Annotated in this window: 14 protein-coding genes and 1 pseudogene; 12 read left to right on the forward strand and 3 right to left on the reverse strand. The window is 62.2% G+C overall.

From position 1 onward, the window contains the following. Positions 1 to 1,317: 1,317 nt before the first annotated feature. On the forward strand, positions 1,318 to 3,798 hold the full coding sequence (locus U0029_RS10205; RefSeq protein WP_147294804.1) for an autotransporter domain-containing protein: 2,481 nt from the start codon (positions 1,318 to 1,320) through the stop codon (positions 3,796 to 3,798). A 97-nt stretch (positions 3,799 to 3,895) separates the two neighbouring features. Here U0029_RS10205 and U0029_RS10210 read toward each other — a convergent pair. The 3 genes and pseudogenes from U0029_RS10210 to guaB form a co-directional block, all read right to left on the reverse strand. Continuing rightward, a pseudogene (locus U0029_RS10210) lies at positions 3,896 to 4,797 on the reverse strand (tyrosine-type recombinase/integrase). Between the two features lie 283 nt (positions 4,798 to 5,080). Next, positions 5,081 to 6,673, reverse strand: a complete 1,593-nt coding sequence (guaA, locus tag U0029_RS10215; protein WP_012417243.1) for a glutamine-hydrolyzing GMP synthase — start codon at positions 6,671 to 6,673, stop codon at positions 5,081 to 5,083. Positions 6,674 to 6,767: 94 nt separating this feature from the next. Continuing rightward, entirely contained in the window at positions 6,768 to 8,228 is a 1,461-nt protein-coding gene (guaB, locus tag U0029_RS10220; protein WP_012417242.1) for an IMP dehydrogenase, read from the reverse strand. Positions 8,229 to 8,447: 219 nt separating this feature from the next. On the opposite strand from guaB, the gene U0029_RS10225 reads away from it, so the two are divergent. The 11 genes from U0029_RS10225 to U0029_RS10275 all read left to right on the forward strand — a co-directional run bounded on the left by U0029_RS10225 (position 8,448) and on the right by U0029_RS10275 (position 19,527). Beyond that, positions 8,448 to 8,999, forward strand: a complete 552-nt coding sequence (locus U0029_RS10225; protein WP_012417241.1) for a DUF2239 family protein — start codon at positions 8,448 to 8,450, stop codon at positions 8,997 to 8,999. A 238-nt stretch (positions 9,000 to 9,237) separates the two neighbouring features. Then, positions 9,238 to 10,188, forward strand: coding sequence for a LysR family transcriptional regulator (locus tag U0029_RS10230; protein ID WP_012417240.1), 951 nt, complete (start codon positions 9,238 to 9,240; stop codon positions 10,186 to 10,188). Positions 10,189 to 10,198: 10 nt separating this feature from the next. Next, the gene (locus U0029_RS10235) at positions 10,199 to 11,656 is read left to right on the forward strand and encodes an NAD(P)-binding domain-containing protein (RefSeq protein WP_114852612.1); all 1,458 of its coding nucleotides are present in this window, start codon (positions 10,199 to 10,201) and stop codon (positions 11,654 to 11,656) included. Next, positions 11,653 to 12,627, forward strand: a complete 975-nt coding sequence (locus U0029_RS10240) for an ABC transporter permease (protein WP_012417238.1) — start codon at positions 11,653 to 11,655, stop codon at positions 12,625 to 12,627. The genes U0029_RS10235 and U0029_RS10240 overlap by 4 nt, the downstream gene beginning before the upstream one ends. Continuing rightward, positions 12,624 to 13,529, forward strand: coding sequence for an ABC transporter permease (locus tag U0029_RS10245; protein WP_012417237.1), 906 nt, complete (start codon positions 12,624 to 12,626; stop codon positions 13,527 to 13,529). The genes U0029_RS10240 and U0029_RS10245 overlap by 4 nt, the downstream gene beginning before the upstream one ends. Next, positions 13,526 to 14,530, forward strand: coding sequence for an ABC transporter ATP-binding protein (locus U0029_RS10250; RefSeq protein ID WP_114852613.1), 1,005 nt, complete (start codon positions 13,526 to 13,528; stop codon positions 14,528 to 14,530). The genes U0029_RS10245 and U0029_RS10250 overlap by 4 nt, the downstream gene beginning before the upstream one ends. Next, a complete protein-coding gene (locus U0029_RS10255; protein WP_012417235.1) occupies positions 14,527 to 15,534 on the forward strand; it encodes an ABC transporter ATP-binding protein in 1,008 nt (335 codons plus the stop codon). The genes U0029_RS10250 and U0029_RS10255 overlap by 4 nt, the downstream gene beginning before the upstream one ends. Positions 15,535 to 15,567: 33 nt before the next feature. Continuing rightward, positions 15,568 to 17,139 (forward strand): ABC transporter substrate-binding protein, encoded by a 1,572-nt coding sequence (locus tag U0029_RS10260; RefSeq protein WP_012417234.1) that lies wholly within the window; start codon positions 15,568 to 15,570, stop codon positions 17,137 to 17,139. Continuing rightward, positions 17,139 to 18,443 carry an acyl-CoA thioesterase/bile acid-CoA:amino acid N-acyltransferase family protein gene (locus tag U0029_RS10265; RefSeq protein WP_012417233.1) on the forward strand — a complete coding sequence of 435 codons (1,305 nt, stop codon included), beginning with the start codon at positions 17,139 to 17,141 and terminating at the stop codon, positions 18,441 to 18,443. Before U0029_RS10260 ends, U0029_RS10265 begins: the two co-directional genes overlap by 1 nt. Beyond that, on the forward strand, positions 18,443 to 18,943 hold the full coding sequence (locus U0029_RS10270) for a CMD domain protein (RefSeq protein WP_114852614.1): 501 nt from the start codon (positions 18,443 to 18,445) through the stop codon (positions 18,941 to 18,943). Before U0029_RS10265 ends, U0029_RS10270 begins: the two co-directional genes overlap by 1 nt. Then, the gene (locus U0029_RS10275; protein ID WP_012417231.1) at positions 18,940 to 19,527 is read left to right on the forward strand and encodes a peroxidase-related enzyme; all 588 of its coding nucleotides are present in this window, start codon (positions 18,940 to 18,942) and stop codon (positions 19,525 to 19,527) included. The genes U0029_RS10270 and U0029_RS10275 overlap by 4 nt, the downstream gene beginning before the upstream one ends. The last annotated feature ends 56 nt before the right edge of the window (positions 19,528 to 19,583 follow it).

Here is a 19,583-nt window from a genome sequence, read left to right on the forward strand (position 1 = left end):
ATATCTTATAAGATATTATCCATCAAATACCATTTTGAACATCATACAAAGAAAAAGCACATCAGAGCATTAGCAGCATCGTTATGAACCGTCGACTGCCTATGGTGCCCGACCTCACAATTTTATCAACGACATGAAATCCTATCAGGCCTGAATTTCCGGACTAGGTTGGGTGCTGCCATTCAAGTCGGCAAGATAAATGATTGCTGCCACCGGGAGCTGTCATTGCAGCAGGACTTTAGAGAAGGTCAGCGCTACCGCTTAAGCTGCCAGTGGAATCTGACCATCGCCAAGTGAACGCTTCGGCGTGTGCTGACTTGGCGCTATCGACCCTAAGCAGTCTTTGCCCGTCATCAGCATGCAAGGATCTTTGTCAACAAAAAAAGCGCTGCCGGCGCTTTTTTGTTGGAGGAATGACTCGTTTGATACACCCAGAGGGCTTTGTGTCGCAGTACAAGCATAAAAATTTATTTTTTTCTACTTAGGATGATTAAATGCGGTAATGTAAAAATTAAAACACCAAAGCGAGACTGCATGACAATCAAACTAACCCCTATTGCTGCAGGTCTGGCGTTACTACTGGCTGGTCAAGCTTATGCGGATGGCGGTGCGGCAGGTGCTAATGGCGCAGGTAGCCAGATTGGCAATCAAAACGTAGGCGATGTGGGAAAGAGCCTCGATAAAGCAGATGGTAAGAATGGGGATTCTTTTAATAACACTCCACCCATTAATACAGCACCCTCTGGCCCCCCAGGTGCAGGTGCAGATGGACTACCTCCAACGGGAAGTGGAGGAGGAGGCGCAGGCGGTAACGGCGGTGGCTCTGTGATTGGAGCAATTTCTACCGGCGGCGCGGCTGGACACTCAACCCTCTCTTCCCCCGCCTACGCGAACGGCGGCCATGGGGGCGCTGTCAGCTCAAACAGGATCGAGATCACCAACTCCACATTGACAGGCGCTGTTGCAGGCGCAGGGGGTGGCGGCTCTTCTTTTAGGGGAGGCGGCGGCGCGGCTGGACACTCCTACTCCAACTCCTCGTCCGCCTCCTCCGCGAACAGCGGCCATGGGGGAGATGTCACAGGCAACCAGATCACGTTGACGGATGTCGAGTTAGACTCCAAAGGGGCTACTGCGGGCGCAGGGGGGAGTGTCACCTCTTCTTCTTTTGGAGGAGGAGGCGCGGCAGGCCATGGCGGGGGGGCGGTCTTTGGCGGTATCTCCACCGGCGGCGCGGCTGGATACTCCCAGCCCTCCGTCTCCTCCTCCGTCTCCTCCTCCGCGAACAGCGGCAATGGGGGGAATGTCAGCGCAAACACGATGGCGATCACCAACTCCACATTGACAGGCGCTGCTGCAGGCGCAGGGGGTAGCGTTTCTCCTCACGGGGGAGGAGGCGCGGCAGGCCACGGCGGCGGATCGGTCTTTGGCGGTATCTCCACCGGCGGCGCGGCGGGTTACTCCAAATCCTCCTCATCCTCCCCATCTTCCTCATCCTCCTCATCATCATCCGCGAACGGCGGCAATGGGGGGAATGTCAGCGCAAACACGATAGCGATCACCAACTCCACATTGACAGGCGCTGCTGCAGGCGCAGGGGGTAGCGTCTTTTTATTCGGTCCTTCTGCTTCTGCTTATGTTTATGGAGGCGGCGGCGCGGCAGGCCACGGCGGCGGATCGGTCTTTGGCGGTATCTCCACCGGCGGCGCGGCGGGTTACTCCGAAGCGGCCTCCTCCTTCGCCGCCGCCGCCTCCTCCTCCGCGAACGGAGGCGATGGGGGAGCTGTCAGCGCAAACACAATAGCGATTACCAACTCCACATTGACAGGCGCTGCTGCAGGCGCAGGAGGTAGCGTCACTTCTTCTGCTTATGCTTATGGAGGCGGCGGCGCGGCAGGCCATGGCGGGGGATCGGTATTTGGCGGTATCTCCACCGGCGGCGCGGCGGGTAACTCCTCCTCCTCATCCTCCTCCTCATTATCATCGTCATCCGCGAACGGCGGCAATGGGGGGAATGTCAGCGCAAACACGATAGCGATCACCAACTCCACATTGACAGGCGCTGCTGCAGGCGCAGGAGGGAGTATCACCTCTTCGTCTTCCTCTGGTTATGGGGGCGGCGGCGCGGCTGGATACGCCGACTCCTTCGGCTCCGCCACCTCCTCCTCCGCGAACGGCGGCCATGGTGGGGATGTCACAGACAACAAGATCACTATTTCTGGGGTGAGCAAGATATCTGGTGACATCTATGGCGGCATCAGCCAGGGTGGTGCTAAAGGGAAGGTTCGCAGTTCAACAACCATCACGGATGGGATCGATGGGCAGGGCGGCTTGGTGCAAAACAACACCATCACCCTCATCGGCAAAGACATCACCATTGGTGGCTCAATTTATGGCGGGCGCAGTATCAATGGCGCGGGAGTTGATGACCACACGAGGGCGTTCACAGGCAACACACTGAACCTGGAGGGCTACAAAGGCTCCGTGCAAGGCATCTACAACATCGAGAAGTTCAACTGGGTGCTGCCCAAGGATGTGGTCAACGGAGTCATCATGGTCAATATCGCTGGCAATACGCCGGTGCAGTTGGACAACACCAAGCACACTGCAGCGATGTACAACGATGGAAACCGCTTGAACACGGGCGACAAGATTACGTTGATCGACAAGGTGCAAGGCACACCAAGCTTTGCATCGAATCAGACCGTCAAGCAAGGGCACTTCATCTTGTATGACGCCAATTTGGCAGTGGAAGCAAACAAGCTTGTCCTCACCATTGCTCAAGATGGTAAAGGTGATGGCACGGGTACAGCAGGACGCATTAACCCAACAGCCAAAGCATTTTTGGAAGGCCGTGCATCCAGCGCAGCTTTAGCCAACCAAGGCGCTGACATGGTCAGCGACAACGCCATGGCCGCAGCTCGCGTGAGCGCAGGTGGTGGCAATGCCGGTATGTTCATGGGCAGTGCTGGTGGGTCGAACCGCTATAAGACGGGCTCACACATTGATGTGCGGGATATCAACTTGGCCTTGGGCGTCTCTAAGGGACTGTCCTGGAAAGGGTCCAGTGCTGTGACGCTGGGTGCTTTTGTGGAATATGGCCAAGGCAACTACGACACCTATAACGACTTCGGGGCGTTGGGTGAGGTGCGTGGCCATGGTCACTCGAACTTCTACGGTATTGGCGTTCTGATGCACATTGCTGGGCTTGGCTTGCAGCATGCAACAGATGCCAAGCTGGGTACACAAACTGGCCCTTACCTGCAAAGTGCCTTGCGAGCGGGCCGTATCAAGAACACGTTTAACAGTGCGGACCTTGACGATGGCACAGGCGTGCAAGGCAGCTACACCTCACGCACCAGCTACTTCAGTGCCATGGCGGGAGCAGGCTATGTGGTCTATCTCAATGAGCAAAGTTCGGTAGATCTGTACAGCCGCTACACCTGGGGCAAGCTGGGCGCGAACTCGGTCATGGTGGGCAACAGCGCTTTGGAGTTTGGAGCTTCGCAAAGCTCACGCTTGCGGTTGGGTGCCCGCTACAGCCACATATCGAGCGGCACCTTCACCCCCTATGTGGGCTTGGCAGCGGAGCGGGAGTTCAAGGGTGACTCCTCTGGATCTTCCTCCGGTCTGGATATTGCGCAGCCCTCACTGAAGGGAAACACTGGCATTGTGGAAGTGGGCGCTTCGATGAAGCCGTGGGCTTCTAAGCAGGCGCTGAGCTTGGATATGGGCCTGCAAGGCTACGTTGGCAAGCGCGAGGGCGCATCGGGCTCTGTCAAGATCAAGTATGCGTTTTAAGTGAGGGGCTGGGGATTCAACTTGCGATAACTCTTGCTTATCGACTGGCGGCTTCTGGCCGATAACAGCCCCCCTTGCAATATCTGGCAGATCAATCTCATGACATTGAGCGCTTACTCGTCCACTCATCAATCATATGAGCCCAATCTTGCAGCATGCCAGTGCGCTGTTCCCGGTGCTCCGCCTCGTTATAAACCGCCCGCACGTCACGCTGCTCGTGCGCTAGGCGCTTCTCAATCCAGTCCGCGTTGTACCCCGCCTCATGCAGCAAGGCGCTGGCAGTACGCCGCAAATCATGCGGCCCGAACTTGACTAGTGGTTGCCCTTCTTTCTGTGCCAGCCGATAGGTCAAGGTCAGCACCTGATTGAGACAGACCGCTCCTGCGCACCATCGTCAGCAGCAGAAGCTTGGCGGCGGCTCGAGTGGAAGGCGTCGTACCGATACGCTCGATGTATTGGTACATCACGCCGATCTCGTCGGGCGTCAAAGCCCGGTCACGCGGCTCAAATCGGGCGATGCTGGCTGGACGGACCAACTCTGCAGGGTTATCGACCTTCTGGCCGCGCTCAATCGCCCAGCGGAAGATTTGCAGCACCAGTTCACGCGCATGCGCGGCGGTGGCAGGAGCGCCACGCTCAACGATGCGATCCGTCAGGGCACGCAGATCTTCGTGACTGATCTCTTTCAGCTTCAGTTTGCCGAATGTCGGCAGCAGCTCGCGTTCATAGACGGACCGACGCATATCGCGCGTGGAATCCGCCATCTGATACCCGCGCAACCACTTCTGCTACCAGGCATCAAAGGTATCCGCAGCTTTGGCGCGAGCCTTGTCACGGGCTTTCTCCTTAGCCGGGGACTTGCCTGCCGTGGATGCTGTGGTTGTAGCGAAACGAGATCGCGCCTGCACGCGTGACGGCCGCATAGAGACCATCACAGTCATCCGCCATATAAAACTCGCCGCGAGGTTTGAGGTTACGCGGCTTAGCAGCGGTCAGCATGACCGGGGGATTCAAATCCAGAGGAATACCGTAATTCAAAACCAGCGAAATTATTAAAACTATCCAATTAAAAAAATAGCTTATCTGGTTTTTACACCATCCGACGCTTCACTCGGTCGACATCGTGCCCAAGAAACCCATGGTATCTAGGTTTGATGCCATGAAAATACATGCTTGGTGCTGCCTGGAGGTGCCAGACAGTGCCACGCCGGAAAAAACCCGCAATGACGCGGGCTTTGCGGCTTTTCATGCCTTGAGTCGCCGGTCTATACCAGACGACGAATCACTCCCACTCGATAGTCGCTGGCGGTTTGCTGGAGACGTCGTAGACGACCCGGTTGATGCCGCGGACTTCGTTGATGATGCGTGAGGACACCTTGGCCAGCAGGGGGTGCGGCAGCGGGGCCCAGTCGGCGGTCATGAAGTCGAAGGTTTGCACGGCGCGCAGGGCGACGACGTATTCGTAGGTGCGGCCATCGCCCATGACGCCCACGGACTTGACCGGCAGGAAGACGGCGAAGGCCTGGGAGGTCAGGTCGTACCAACTGAGGTCGCTGGCGGGGTCTTTGGTGTTGCGCAGTTCTTCGATGAAGATGGCGTCGGCGCGGCGCAGGAGTTCGGCGTATTCGTGTTTGACTTCGCCGAGGATGCGCACACCCAGGCCGGGGCCGGGGAAGGGATGGCGGTAAACCATCTGGGGCGGCAGGCCGAGGGCGACGCCGAGTTCGCGCACTTCGTCTTTGAAGAGTTCGCGCAGCGGCTCGAGCAGTTGCAGGTTGAGGGTTTCAGGCAGACCGCCGACGTTGTGGTGCGATTTGATCGCGGCGGCCTTGCCGGTTTTGGCGCCGGCGGATTCGATGACGTCGGGGTAGATGGTGCCCTGGGCGAGCCATTTGGCGCCCTGGAGCTTGCCTGCTTCGGTCTGGAAGACTTCGACGAATTCGCGGCCGATGATTTTGCGCTTGGCTTCGGGGTCGGCGACGCCGGCCAGTTTGCCCATGAATTGCTCGGTGGCATCGACGTGAATGATTTTCACGCCCATGTTTTCCGAGAAGGTCTGCATGACTTGCAGGCCTTCGTTCAGGCGCAGCAGGCCATGGTCGACGAAGACGCAGGTGAGCTGGTCGCCGATGGCGCGATGGATAAGCGCTGCGGCCACGGAGGAGTCCACGCCGCCGGACAGGCCGAGGATGACCTCATCGTTGCCGACCTGCTCGCGGATGCGGGCGACGGCTTCGGAGATGTAGTCGGGCATGTTCCAGTCGCCTTCGCAACCGCAGATCTCGCGCACGAAGCGCGAGAACAAGGCTTTGCCTTGCACGGTGTGGGTGACTTCGGGGTGGAATTGCACGGCGTAATAGCCACGGCTTTCGTCGGCCATCGCGGCGATGGGGCAGGACGGCGTGGAAGCCATGAGGCTGAAGCCGGGCGGCAGTTCGGTGACTTTGTCGCCGTGGCTCATCCAGACTTTGAGGACATCCTGGCCGGCGTCGTTCTGGAAGTCGGCCAGGCCGGAGAGCAGCTTGGTGCCGCCTTGAGCGACGATTTCGGCGTAGCCGAATTCGCGGTGATCGCTGAAGCTGACTTTGCCGCCCAGTTGCAGGGCCATGGCTTGCATGCCGTAGCAGATGCCAAGCACGGGCAGGCCGAGTTCGAAGACGGCGGCGGGCACGCGCATGGAGCCTTCTTCGTAGGCCGAGGCGTGGCTGCCGGAAAGGATGACGCCTTTGAGGCCCTGAGCGGCTTGCTCGCGGATGAAAGCGTCGTCGACGTCGCCGGGGTGGATTTCAGAGTAGACGCCAGCTTCGCGGACGCGGCGGGCGATGAGCTGGGTGACTTGCGAACCGTAGTCGAGAATGAGGATGCGCTGGTGCATGGAGATTCTGCCGGTTGGAAATAAAAGCGCACCGGCCAGAACATTGCGGATTCTGCCGGTGCGCGTTGCATTGCGGGATTGACGTGATCCGGGATCAGTCGGCGCGGTAGTTGGGCGCTTCCTTGGTGATCTGGACGTCATGGACATGCGATTCGCGCACCCCCGCCGAGGTGATCTCGACGAACTGCGTTTTGGTGCGCATGTCATCAATAGTAGCGCAGCCGCAATAGCCCATCGAGGCGCGGATGCCGCCTACCAGTTGGTAGATGATGGCGAGGACGCTGCCCTTGTAGGGGACGCGGCCTTCGATGCCTTCGGGAACGAGCTTGTCGGCGTTGTTGGCCGGGTCCTGGAAATAGCGGTCGGCGGAGCCGTCGGCCATCGCGCCCAGGCTGCCCATGCCACGGTAGGACTTATAAGAACGCCCCTGGAAGAGCACGACTTCGCCCGGAGCTTCTTCGGTGCCGGCGAACATGCCGCCCATCATGCAGGTGGAGGCGCCGGCGGCCAGCGCCTTGGCGACGTCGCCCGAGTAGCGGATGCCGCCGTCGGCGATGAGGGGCACGCCCGTGCCTTCAAGAGCCTGAGCCACGTCGGAGATGGCGGTGACCTGGGGCACGCCCACACCCGCGACAATGCGCGTGGTGCAGATGGAGCCCGGCCCGATGCCGACCTTGACCCCGTCGGCGCCGGCCTCGACCAGCGCGCGCGCGGCGGCGGCGGTGGCGATATTGCCGCCGATGACGTCAACCTTGGGGTAGTTTTGCTTGACCCAGCGCACGCGCTCGATCACGCCAGCCGAATGGCCGTGCGCGGTGTCGACGATGATGACGTCAACACCGGCGGCCACGAGTTTCTCGATGCGCTCTTCGGTGCCCGCCCCCACGCCGACCGCCGCGCCGACACGCAGCTGGCCCAGGGCGTCTTTGCAGGCATAGGGGTGTTCGGTGTTTTTAACGATGTCTTTGACCGTAGCCAGGCCGCGCAGCTCGAACGCATCATTGACGATGAGCACGCGCTCCAGACGATGCTTGTGCATCAGGGTCTGGGCTTCGTCGAGGGTGGCGCCTTCGGTCATGGTGACCAGGCGCTCGCGCGGCGTCATGACGTTGCGCAGCGGCTGATCCAGACGGTCTTCAAAACGCAGGTCACGGTTGGTGACGATGCCGACCACTTTGCCGCCCTCAACGACGGGCAGACCGGAGATGCCGTGCTGGCGTTGCAGCGCGATGGCGTCACGGACTTTCATGTCGGGCGTGACGGTGACCGGATCGATCACGATGCCGAACTCGTGACGCTTGACACGGGCCACTTCGCGGGCCTGCTGGTCCGCGCTGAGGTTTTTATGGATGATGCCGATCCCGCCCTCTTGCGCCATGGCGATGGCCAGGCGCGACTCGGTCACGGTGTCCATGGCGGCGGACACGAGGGGAATATTGAGGGTGATGTTTCGGGTCAGGCGGGTGGTAAGCGAGGTGTCGCGCGGCAACACATCAGAATACGCAGGCACCAACAACACGTCGTCGAAGGTGAGCGCTTTTTGGACGAGACGCATGAGAAACTCCGGGCGCAAAGCAAGATTATACGCCTATCAGGCCTTATGACTAGGTATTGTCCCTAGGTTTTTGTATCAATGTGGCGGCTACGTCAAGCGCCCTTGGTCGTATCTGGCTGCAATCCTCTGTGGCCAGGGCGCGACACGATGCCAAGCGGATTTTTGACAAGATTTTGGCACTGGCTGCATACTGCTTGCTTTATTTTGACCCGGATCAAAATGAGCCAGCTCTTCACCGCTTTCGATGGCATGCGGCGCGTTGCCCAGGGTTCGCTGGCAGAAGTGGCGCTGGCCTTGCACGACCGGCCTGCCGGCCAGGTCCTGGTGTTTGATGATGCCAGCGGCCGCCAGACGGATCTGGACCCGCGCTTGCTGTCCGGCGACGCAAGGGCGGCGCGCGAGCCCTCCCCTACGCAGGATAGCCCCGAGATCAGTCGGGGCCGTGGCCGCCCTCGCCTGGGCGTGGTGGCACGCGAGGTGACCCTGCTGCCACGCCATTGGGATTGGCTGGCGCAGCAGCCGGGCGGCGCGTCGGTGACGCTGCGCAAGCTGGTGGAAGATGCCCGCAAGGCCACGCAAAGCGCCAACGACCGTCGGGCGCGCCAGGATGCGGCTTATCATTTTCTACAGTCCATCGCGGGCAATCTGCCTCAGTATGAAGAGGCCTTGCGTGCGCTGTATGCCGATGACCGCAACGCGCTGAGCGCCTGCATGCAAGATTGGCCCCAGGACGTCGCCGCCTACGCGCTGACGCTGTTCGAAGGCCGCTGATCCGGCGCGCACGCCCCCCTATCCCTTTGTCTTGGCCGCCTGAAGCCGCTGCGGGCTCAGGCGGCCATATTGCGCTGCCCGCCACCGAGACAAGCGCGGGCTTATCGCTCGCTTATTACAAAAACCTCTATTTCTTGGTTTGTTTTATGTGAGTTTTTGCATTTACTTATGCGCTTTTATTATTTGTTCTAAACATACTAGAAGAGCAAGAATTCGCATCGAACATAAAAGAAGTTTGATGGAATTACGCCAACTAGAGGCCTTTGCGGCAGTCATGAGTTCCGGCAGCGTGACCGCTGCCGGGCGTCTGCTGGGCAGGTCGCAGCCCTCGATCACCCGCTGCATCCAGGAACTGGAAGCCGAGATCGGCTATGCCCTGTTTATGCGCAGCGGCCCCCGTGTCACACCTACGGAGCAGGGTTTTCTGCTGCACGACGATGTGGCGCATGCCTTGTCGAGCCTGCGTCATCTCGAGAAGCGGGCAGGCGATATCGCGCAAAGCAAGCCGCAGCCGCTCAGGCTGGCCGCCACGGCCGCCTTGGCCGCGGGCCTGTTGCCTCAGGCCATTGCCCGCGTCGAAGCCGAGTCCGGCGTGCGGGCCATGCAGGTGCGCACGGTCTCTCCCGAACAGGTTTTGCATGCGGTGCTGACGGGTTCGGCCCAGCTTGGCTTGACCAGTCTGCCGCTGGAGCACCGCGGCCTGGATGTCCATTGGATCGGTCAGGCCAATTGCGTCGTGGCGCTGGCCGAGGATGATCCGCTGGCCCTGGAGCCGTGCGTGCCAGTTGCCGCCCTGGCGGGACGCCGATTTATCACGATGGCGAATCCCTTTCGTCTGCGCAGCCGTCTGGACCAGGTGCTGAAAGCCGCCGCGCCCGGCTTGATCGAAAGCAATTCTTCGATCAATGCGCTGGCGGCGGTGCGCGCCGGCCTGGGTGTGGCGATTCTGGAGCCGGTGTCGGCGACAGGCCTGGCGGTGCAAGGGGTGGCGATCCGCGCCATCGACCGGCAGATTCCTTTTTTTTTCGGGGTGGTCACACCCCAATCTACGCCTATCGCGCCCGCAGTGGCCGACATGGCCAAGACGCTGGCCGAAACGGCCGCTGCTTTGTTGCCAGGTTTTGCCCGCCACGAAGCCAGCGCCCATGCCGGCCTGTTGAGCCGTCTGCATGGCAAACCCGATTTTTGATGGAATCAGCATGAGTTTTCCCATTGCCCACCCTCCCCTGGGCTTGACCGAACTGGAAGCCCGGCTACGCCAGGATCTGGCCTGGCTGGAACTGCCGGCCCGCGCCTGGGTGCCCGCGCGCGAGGCCGATGGCCAGCCGGTGCAGGAGGTGGTCATCATCGGCGCCGGCATGGCGGGCCTAGCAGCCTGCGCCGCGCTCAAGCATCTGGGGGTGCGCGCGGTCTGTTTGGACCGTTCGCCCCAGGGATATGAAGGCCCCTGGGCCACCACGGCGCGCATGGAAACCTTGCGCTCGCCCAAGCAGTTGACGGGGCCGGCGCTAGGTCTGCCCGCCCTCACCTTCCGCGCCTGGTTCGAAGCGCAGTTCGGTCTGGCCGCCTGGGAGGCGCTAGACAAGATTCCGCGTTTGCAGTGGATGGATTATCTGCGCTGGTACCGCCAGGTGCTGGAGCTGGACGTGCGTAATGAGCACCGCGTCTTGGCGCTGCGCCCGCGTGGCGATGGCGTGGTGGCATTGACGGTGCAAAGCCCCGCTGGCACGCAGCCCTTGTTGGCGCGCCGCGTGGTGGTGGCCACAGGACGCGATGGTCTGGGCGGCCCGTCGTTGCCCGCGTTTGCGCAGGCCTTGCCGCGCGACGGCTGGGCGCATTCTTCGGATGAAATGGATTATGGCACCCTGGCCGGTAAGCGGGTGGCGGTCATTGGGGCGGGCGCCTCAGCGATGGACAGCGCGGCGACCGCGCTGGAGTCGGGCGCGGCCAGCGTGGACCTGTTGATCCGCCGCGACGATATTCCGCGCATCAACAAAGGCAAGGGCGCCGGCAACCCCGGCCTGACCCACGGCCACCTGAATCTGCCAGAAGAATGGAAGTGGCGCTTTCGTCATTACATCAATGCGCAGCAGGTGCCGCCGCCACGTGGCAGCACCCTGCGGGTATCGCGTCATGCCAATGCGCGTTTCAATCTCGGCTGCCCGATTCTGGATGTGCAATGGCAAAACGGCGAGATTGCGCTCACGACACCCAAGGGGGTGTTCCGCGTTGATTTCGTGATTTTTTCGACGGGCTTCAAACTGGATTGGCAGGCCCGGCCGGAATTCGCGGAGATCGCCCCGCATATCCGTTTGTGGGGCGATCGTTATCAGCCCGCAGCAGGCGAGGAGGATCAGGAACTGCATGATTCTCCCGACCTAGGACCCGTGTTCGAATTTCTGGAGCGCCGCCCCGGCGCCTGCCCAGACCTGAGCCGCGTGCATTGCTTTTGCTATCCCGCAGTGCTGTCGCATGGCGGCGTGTCGGGCGACATTCCGGCGGTCAGCGAGGGCGCGCGCCGCCTCGCCCAGGGCATTGCCGGCATGCTCTATGCCGAAGATGTGGCGCAGCATTTCGAGACGATGCAGGCCTATGCCGAGCCGGAAGTGTTCGGCGACGAATGGACCGTGGCGCCGCCCCCGGGAGAGCGGACATGACGCTATGGTTATTGCGCCGCCTGGCCCAGGCCGTGGTGGTGGTGCTTTTGATGACGCTGATTGTTTTCGTCGGTCTGCACGCGATTGGCAACCCGGTGGATATCCTGATCGGCCAGGACGTGGATCAAATCGACCGCGCCCGCATCATTGCCGAGCTGGGTTTGGATCAGCCTTTGTGGCGCCAGTATCTGGGCTTTTTGAACGGCGCCGCGCACGGCAATCTGGGCAATAGTTTTGTCTACAACATTCCTGCCGTGGAGCTGATTATGCAGCGTCTGCCGGCCACGCTGGAGCTGGCCATCGCAGCGCTGGTGCTGGCCGTGATCCTGGGCGTTCCGCTGGGTCTGTACGCGGGTCTGTATCCCGAGAGCCCGATTTCCAAAACCATCATGACGGGCAGCATCGTGGGGTTTTCGCTGCCAACGTTCTGGGTCGGGCTGATGCTGATTATGGCTTTCAGCGTGTCGCTGGGCTGGCTGCCGGCCAGCGGGCGGGGGCAGACGGTGGAGTTCCTGGGCGCGCAGTGGTCCTGGCTGACGGCCGATGGCTGGCGCCATTTGATTCTGCCGGCCGTCAACCTGTCTTTGTTCAAGATTTCTTTGGTGATCCGCCTGACCCGCGCCGGGGTGCGCGAGATCATGCCGCTGGATTTCGTGAAATTCGCCCGCGCCAAGGGCCTGTCGCCTGCGCGCGTCGTGGGGATGCACATCCTGCGCAACACCTTGATTCCGTTGGTGACCGTACTGGGCCTGGAGCTGGGCTCGACCATCGCTTTCGCCGTGGTCACTGAAAGCATTTTTTCCTGGCCGGGCGCTGGAAAATTGATTCTGGACAGTATCAACTCGCTGGACCGGCCGGTCATCGTGTCGTATCTGGTGGTCGTGGTCTGCCTATTCGTGCTACTGAATTTGCTGGTGGATATTTTGTACAAGGTGCTGGACCCCCGGGTCAGGCTGGAGGGCTTGCAATGAGCTTGACGACGACTCCCGCGCTCAAGCGTGAATCGCCGTGGCAGCGCCATGTGGCCGAGTTCTTCGCCTCCAAGACGGCGGTGGTCGGCTTGGTGGTGTCGGTGCTGCTGGTGCTGGCCGCCATTCTTGCGCCGTGGATCACGCCGCAAAACCCCTATGACCTCATGCAGCTGGATGTGCTGGATTCACGCCTGCCGCCGGGCTCTCCCAACGGCCTGGGCACGTTCAATTACTGGTTGGGCACGGACGGCCAGGGCCGCGATCTGCTGTCGGGAATTTTGTATGGTCTGCGCATCAGCCTGATGGTGGGTGTGGGTTCGGCGCTGATTGCCGCCGTGCTGGGCACGCTGCTGGGCCTGATCGCGGCCTACGCGGGCGGCCGGGTGGATGCCCTGATCATGCGCCTGGTCGATCTGATTCTGTCTTTTCCGTCGATTCTGGTGGCGATGATGATCCTCGCCTACCTGGGTAAGGGGGTGGGCAATGTGGTGTTGACGCTGGTGGTGCTGGAGTGGGCGTATTACGCCCGCACGGTGCGCGGCCAGGCCCTGGTCGAGCGCCGCCGCGAATATGTAGAGGCAGCCCGCTGCCTGGATATTCCCGGCTGGCGCATCATGCTGCGCCACATTCTGCCCAACTGCCTGCCGCCGCTCATCGTGATCGGCACGCTGCAAATTGCCCGCGCCATCACGCTGGAGGCCACCCTGAGCTTTCTGGGCCTGGGCGTGCCGATTACCGAACCCTCGCTGGGTCTGTTGATCGCCAACGGCTATCAGACGATGTTGTCGGGCCAGTATTGGATCAGTTTCTATCCTGGCATTGCGCTCTTGATCACCATTGTGGCGATCAATCTGGTGGGTGACCGCCTGCGCGATGTGCTCAATCCGAGGACGCACAAATGACGGCCGCCACGCATTCTCTGGAGCCGGCTACGCTGGAAGTCCGCAATCTGCGGACCCAGTTTCAAACCCGAGCCGGCACCCTGCCCGCCGTGGACGACGTGTCTTTCCGGCTGGAGCGGGGCAAGATTCTTGGTCTGGTGGGTGAATCGGGTTCGGGCAAGTCCGTGACGGGCTTTTCCATCATGGACCTGGTGGATCCTCCAGGCCGGGTGGTGGGCGGCAGCGTGCTGTTTCAGGGCCGCGACCTGACTCGCCTGAGCCCTCGCGAAATGCGCCGTCTGCAGGGCAGGCGCATCGCGATGATTTTCCAGGACCCCATGATGACGCTCAACCCGGTATTGCGGGTGGATGCGCAGATGATCGAAGCCGTTCGCGCCCATGAGAAGGTCAGCACCGCTCAGGCTCGGGAACGGGCCCGCGCCACGCTGGGCATGATGGGTATTCCCAGCCCGGAAGAAAGACTGCTGGCCTATCCGCATCAATTGTCGGGCGGCATGCGCCAGCGCGTGGCCATCGCCATCGCGCTTTTACACCAGCCCGACCTCATCATCGCCGATGAGCCGACCACGGCCCTAGATGTCACGATCCAGTCGCAGATTCTTTCCGAAGTGCAGAAACTGGCCCGCCAGCACGGCACCAGCCTGATCTGGATCACCCACGATCTGTCGGTCGTGGCCGGGCTGGCCGACGAGGTGGCGGTGATGTATGCCGGACGCATCGTTGAGCATGGCACGGTCGATGCCGTGCTGGATGCGCCCATGCACCCCTACACGGCCGGCCTGATCGGCAGTCTGCCCAGCAATAATGCACGCGGCCAGCGGCTGCGCCAGATTCCCGGCATGACGCCCAATCTGCTCGCTTTGCCCGAGGGCTGCGCTTTCGCGTCGCGCTGCTCGCGCGCGTCGGCGGCCTGCGGGCAGCGTCCGCCCCTATCCACGCCGCAGGAAGGCCGTTTGGTGCGCTGCTTCCATCCTGCCCTAACTCCGGAGACCTCGGCATGAACACACCTGATATCACGCCGCTGGTGGACTTGCGCGGGGTCAGCAAGCGTTTCGGCGAAGGCTCGGACACCGCGCTGTCGCGCCTGTTCCGCAGCCTGTCCAAACCGCCGGCCGTCACCCATGCGGTCGATGGCGTGGACCTGGCCGTGCGGCCGGGCGAAGTGGTGGGCCTGGTGGGAGAGTCTGGCTGCGGCAAGTCCACGCTGGGCCGCATTGCGGCCGGTCTCATGCCGCCCAGCGCGGGCGAGGTGCGTGTGAACGGCCGCCTGAGCTCGGAAATGAGCCCCGAAGAGGCGCATCGCGCACGGCTGAAGATTCAAATGATCTTCCAGGACCCCTACGCTAGTCTCAATCCGCGTCTGCGGGTAGACGAAATCGTGGGTGAGGCGGCGCGCATTCATGGTCTGGTCGACCGTGGGGGCTTCGATGATTATGTCAGCGCGCAATTGCAACGCGCCGGGCTGGACCCGGCGCTGCGCCAGCGCTATCCGCATCAATTCTCCGGCGGCCAGCGCCAGCGCATCGGCATCGCCCGCGCGCTGGCGGTCAAGCCCGACATGCTGGTGTGCGACGAGGCGGTGGCGGCGCTGGATGTGTCCATCCAGGCGCAGATTCTGAATCTGTTCATGGATCTGCGTGCAGAGCTGAACCTGACCTATCTATTCATCAGCCATGATCTGGGCGTGGTCGAACATGTGTCGGATCGCGTCATCATCATGTATCTGGGCCGCATCGTTGAGTCCGCGCCCGTGGAGGAGGTGTTCCGTCACGCCAACCATCCCTACACACAGGCTTTGCTGGCCGAGATCCCCCGGCTGGATGTCCGCCACAAGACCTTCGCCCCCATCAAGGGTGAGATCCCCAGTCCCCTGGCGCCGCCTTCGGGTTGCCATTTCCATCCACGCTGCCCTCATGCCATGCCGCGCTGCAAGACCGAGGCGCCGCGCTTGAAAGGCATCGCCATCCATCACCTGAGCGCCTGTCATCTGAATGACGCCGGTTGAGCCCTCACGCTTTTACTTATCAGGATACGCAACATGAAACGACTGCTTTTGACCTCCCTGGCTGCCGCACTGGTCGGCGCCGCCGCCCTGCCCGCCTCGGCCGATACCTTGTCGATCGGCTTCGCCGATCCGCTGTCCTCGCTGGACCCGCAATTGAACAACCACGCCGGGGACCGGTCGGTAGCGCTGCATTTCTGGGACCTGTTGATCGAGAACAAATGGAACAAGCTTCAGCCCGGCCTGGCGCTGTCGTGGAAGCCGCTGGACAAGACCACCTGGGAATTCAAGCTGCGCCCCGGTGTGAAGTGGCAGGATGGCACGCCCTTCACGGCGGATGACTTGATTTATTCCTACACCCGCGCACGCGCTGTGCCAGGCAGCGTGGCCACCTACGGCGGCTATCTGCGCACCATCGAGTCCATGAGCGCTCCGGACCCGCTGACCCTGGTCATCAAGACCAAGGCGCCCAACCCCGATCTGCCGCTGAATCTGGCGTCTATCCATGTGGTGAGCAAACACGTGGGCGAGAAGTCCAGTACCGAGGACTACAACTCGGGCAAGGCCGTGGTGGGCACCGGCCCCTACAAATTCGTGTCGTACACGCCGGGCGACCGCGTGGTGATGGCCCGCAACGACGACTACTGGGGCGGCAAACAGATCTGGGACAAGATCAACTATCGCTACATCAATAATGCGGCCGCCCGCACCGCCGCCCTGCTGGCCGGCGACGTGGATGTGATCGACAAGGTGTCGGTCTCTGATCTGGAAAAACTGAAGAAATCGCCCAATATCTCGGTGTTCCCGTATGACGGCTTGCGCGTCATGCTGCTGCAACCCAATTTCAATCCGGCTCCCAGCCCCTACATCACGGACAACGCCGGCAAGCCGCTGCCCAAGAACCCGCTGCTGGACCAGCGCGTGCGCCAGGCCATGAACCTGGCCATCAACCGCAAGGCCATTACCGACCGCATTTTGCAGGAGGCCGCGACCGAGGCCAATCAATGGATGCCCAAGGGCACGTTTGGCTACAACCCTGAGGTCAAGGACATTCCCTACGACCCGGCGCAGGCCAAGAAGCTGCTGGCCGAAGCGGGTTTTCCCGAGGGTTTCAAGCTGACCATGCATGTGCCCAACGACCGCTACCCGCAAGGCCCGGAGACGGCTCAGGCGGTGGCGCAGTTCTGGACGCGCGTGGGCATCAAGACCCAGGTCGAGGTCGTGCCATGGGCGGTCTACTCGGGCCGCGCCAACAAGAATGAATATGCCGTGAGCATGCTGGCCTGGGGTAATGGCACGGGTGAAGCCAGTTATGCGCTGGTCAACATCCTCGCCACCGTGGCGCCGGAGAAGGGGCTGGGCGCTTCCAACTGGGGCCGTTACAGCAATCCCAAGGTGGACGCGGCCCTGGACACGTCGACCTCGGAATTCGATATCGCCAAACGCGAGGCCATTCTGCGCGACTCGGTCAAGCTGGTCAGCGACGATGTCGGCATCATTCCGCTGTTTCACTACAAAAACATCTGGGCAGCCCGCAAGGGTCTGAAGGTCGAGCCGATGACCAGCGACCGCACCGCTGCACAGATGGTCAGCAAGGACACGAAATAATGTCCGTCCTGACACTGACTATCGAACCTGCCGACGCCCTGATCGACGCGCCTCGCCGCATCGTCGTCGACGGCGCACTGCCGGGCGCTGAAGTCACCCTGGCCACGGCCACCTCTCGCGCCGGCGTGATCTGGCGCGCAGCGGCGCGCTTTGTCGCCGATGCCCAAGGCAGGGTGGACCTCGGCCGCGATGCCCCCCTGTCCGGCAGCTATGACGGCGTGGCGCTCATGGGCCTGATCTGGTCGCAGGCGCCGGACGTGGCCGGCCGCCGCGAGGCGTTCAACCAGCCGGTGACCGAGGCGCTGGTCACCGAGGTGACGGCCGCCAGCGGCGAGACCCAGGCCAACGCCCGCCTCGTGCAGCGTCTGGCCGGCGCCGGCGTCACGCGCCAGGAGGTCTGCGAGGATGGCCTGGTCGGCACGCTTTATCTGCCCGCCGGTCCCGGCCCGCACCCGGCCGTCATGATTCTGAACGGCTCAGGCGGCGGCATCAACGAACCGCGCGCCGCACTTTACGCGTCGCATGGTTATGCCGCCTTCGCGCTGGCTTACTTCAAGGCGCCGGGGCTGTCCGACTACATCTCCAACACGCCACTGGAGTATTTCCAGCGTGGCCTGCGCTGGCTGCGGCGCAGGGTCCGGCCCGCCCATGACTTCGTCGCCCTCAGCGGCCAGTCGCGCGGCGGTGAGCTGGTGCTGCTTCTGGGCGCGACCTTCCCTGAAGAGGTCTCGGCCGTCGTGGCCTATGTGCCGGGCGCAGTGGTGCATAGCGGACAGAACGCGGCCGACCCCAAGATCGGCCGCGAAGGGCCGACCTGGCTGCTGGATGGCAAGCCGCTCACCCACGTCTGGGAAAACAACCGCAGTGCCAGCTGGAAGCCCTTTGACGACGGCCCCGCGCCGCACCGGCACGAGCGCGCCATCCTGACCGCGCTGCAAGACCCGGATGCCGTGGCGCGCGCACGTATCCCGGTCGAGCGTATTCAAGGCCCGGTGATGCTGCTCTCGGCCACCGACGATGGCTCCTGGCCCTCGTCGCTGTACTCGGGCATGGTGCGTGACAAGCTGGCCGAGGTGTCGCATCCGCACGAAGTGCAATGGCTGGACTTCCAGGACGCCGGCCATTTGATCGTCTTTCCCTATGTGCCGACCACGCAGATGGTGTATGCCCACCCCGTGTCCGGCAAGATCAGCACCAGCGGCGGCAATCCCAAAGACAACGCCCGAGCCGACGAAGAATCGTGGGCCGGTGTTTTGCAATTTTTGCATGATGCGGTGGCCAAGGCCGCCGAAGGAGAGGCTTGATGACTACCCCGGATCTGGTCGATCAATTGGTCGGCCTCGCCCCCGGCCAGCCGCTGCACGCGGTGCGCCATCAGCGCGAGAAGGTGGTGCAGGCCACGCAAGGCAGCTTGGAGGCCCTGTTTGACCCCGCCCTGCCTGGCCTGCCGCTGAGCGAACGCCTGGCCGTCGCGGTCTACGCCTGCCGCCTGACGCCGGCGCCGGAACTGGCCACCTACTATCTGGCGCACCTGAAAGAAGCGGGCGCGGACGCCGCGCTGCTCGATACGGTGCAGCAAGATGCTCCGGCCGCCACGCCCCGCCTGGCTGCCATATTCGAGTTCACACGCAAGCTGATCATCAATCCGGTAGAGGGCGATGAGGCCGCGCTCAAGACGCTGCCCGAGGCAGGCCTGTCCACGCCGGCCGTGGTTGCCCTCTCGCAACTGATCGCCTTTCTGTCGTATCAGGTGCGGTTGGTCGCGGGCCTGAAGGCCATCCAATCGCTGGAGCAAAGCGCATGAGCACGCCCATCAAAGCCCACGGCTTCACCAATGAAAGCCTGGAATGGAAAGCCTGGTTGGATACGGTCAGGGTCGAGAGCGCCACGCCCGAGCAGATCGCGGTGCTGGAGGAAAGCCATCCCAAGGCCAAGACTTCCGACTACTACCTGTTCCTGATCCATCAGCCGGAAATCCTGCGCCAGCGCTCGACCGCCTTCAACGCCATCATGTATGCGCCGGGCGGGCTGTCGCGCGCGGAACGCGAATTGGGCGCTACGGTCGTCTCGCGCATCAATGGCTGCGTATACTGCGCCTCGGTCCATGCGCAGCGCTTTGAGCAACTGGCCAAGCGCAATGACGTGATCGCCGAGGTGTTCGACGATCCGCGCACGGCAGGCACGACCGAGCGCGAGCGCGCCATCGCCGCGTTCTCGGTCAAGATCACCGAAAATCCCGCCGGGCTGGATGCGAAGGACATCCGCGCCCTCAAGGAGGTGGGCTTGTCCGAAGGAGAAATCCTGGATCTGGTGCATGCCGACGCCATCTTCGCCTGGGCCAACCGCCTGATGCTTAATCTGGGCGAACCCATCTTCCCCCAAAGCTGAGTCGCCGGGGGGGGAGCCCCCCCGACTTTTGGGTACACTGCGGGTTTTAGGGGCTT

The organism is Bordetella avium (genome assembly GCF_034424645.1).
Classification (GTDB): Bacteria; Pseudomonadota; Gammaproteobacteria; order Burkholderiales; family Burkholderiaceae_B; genus Bordetella; species Bordetella avium.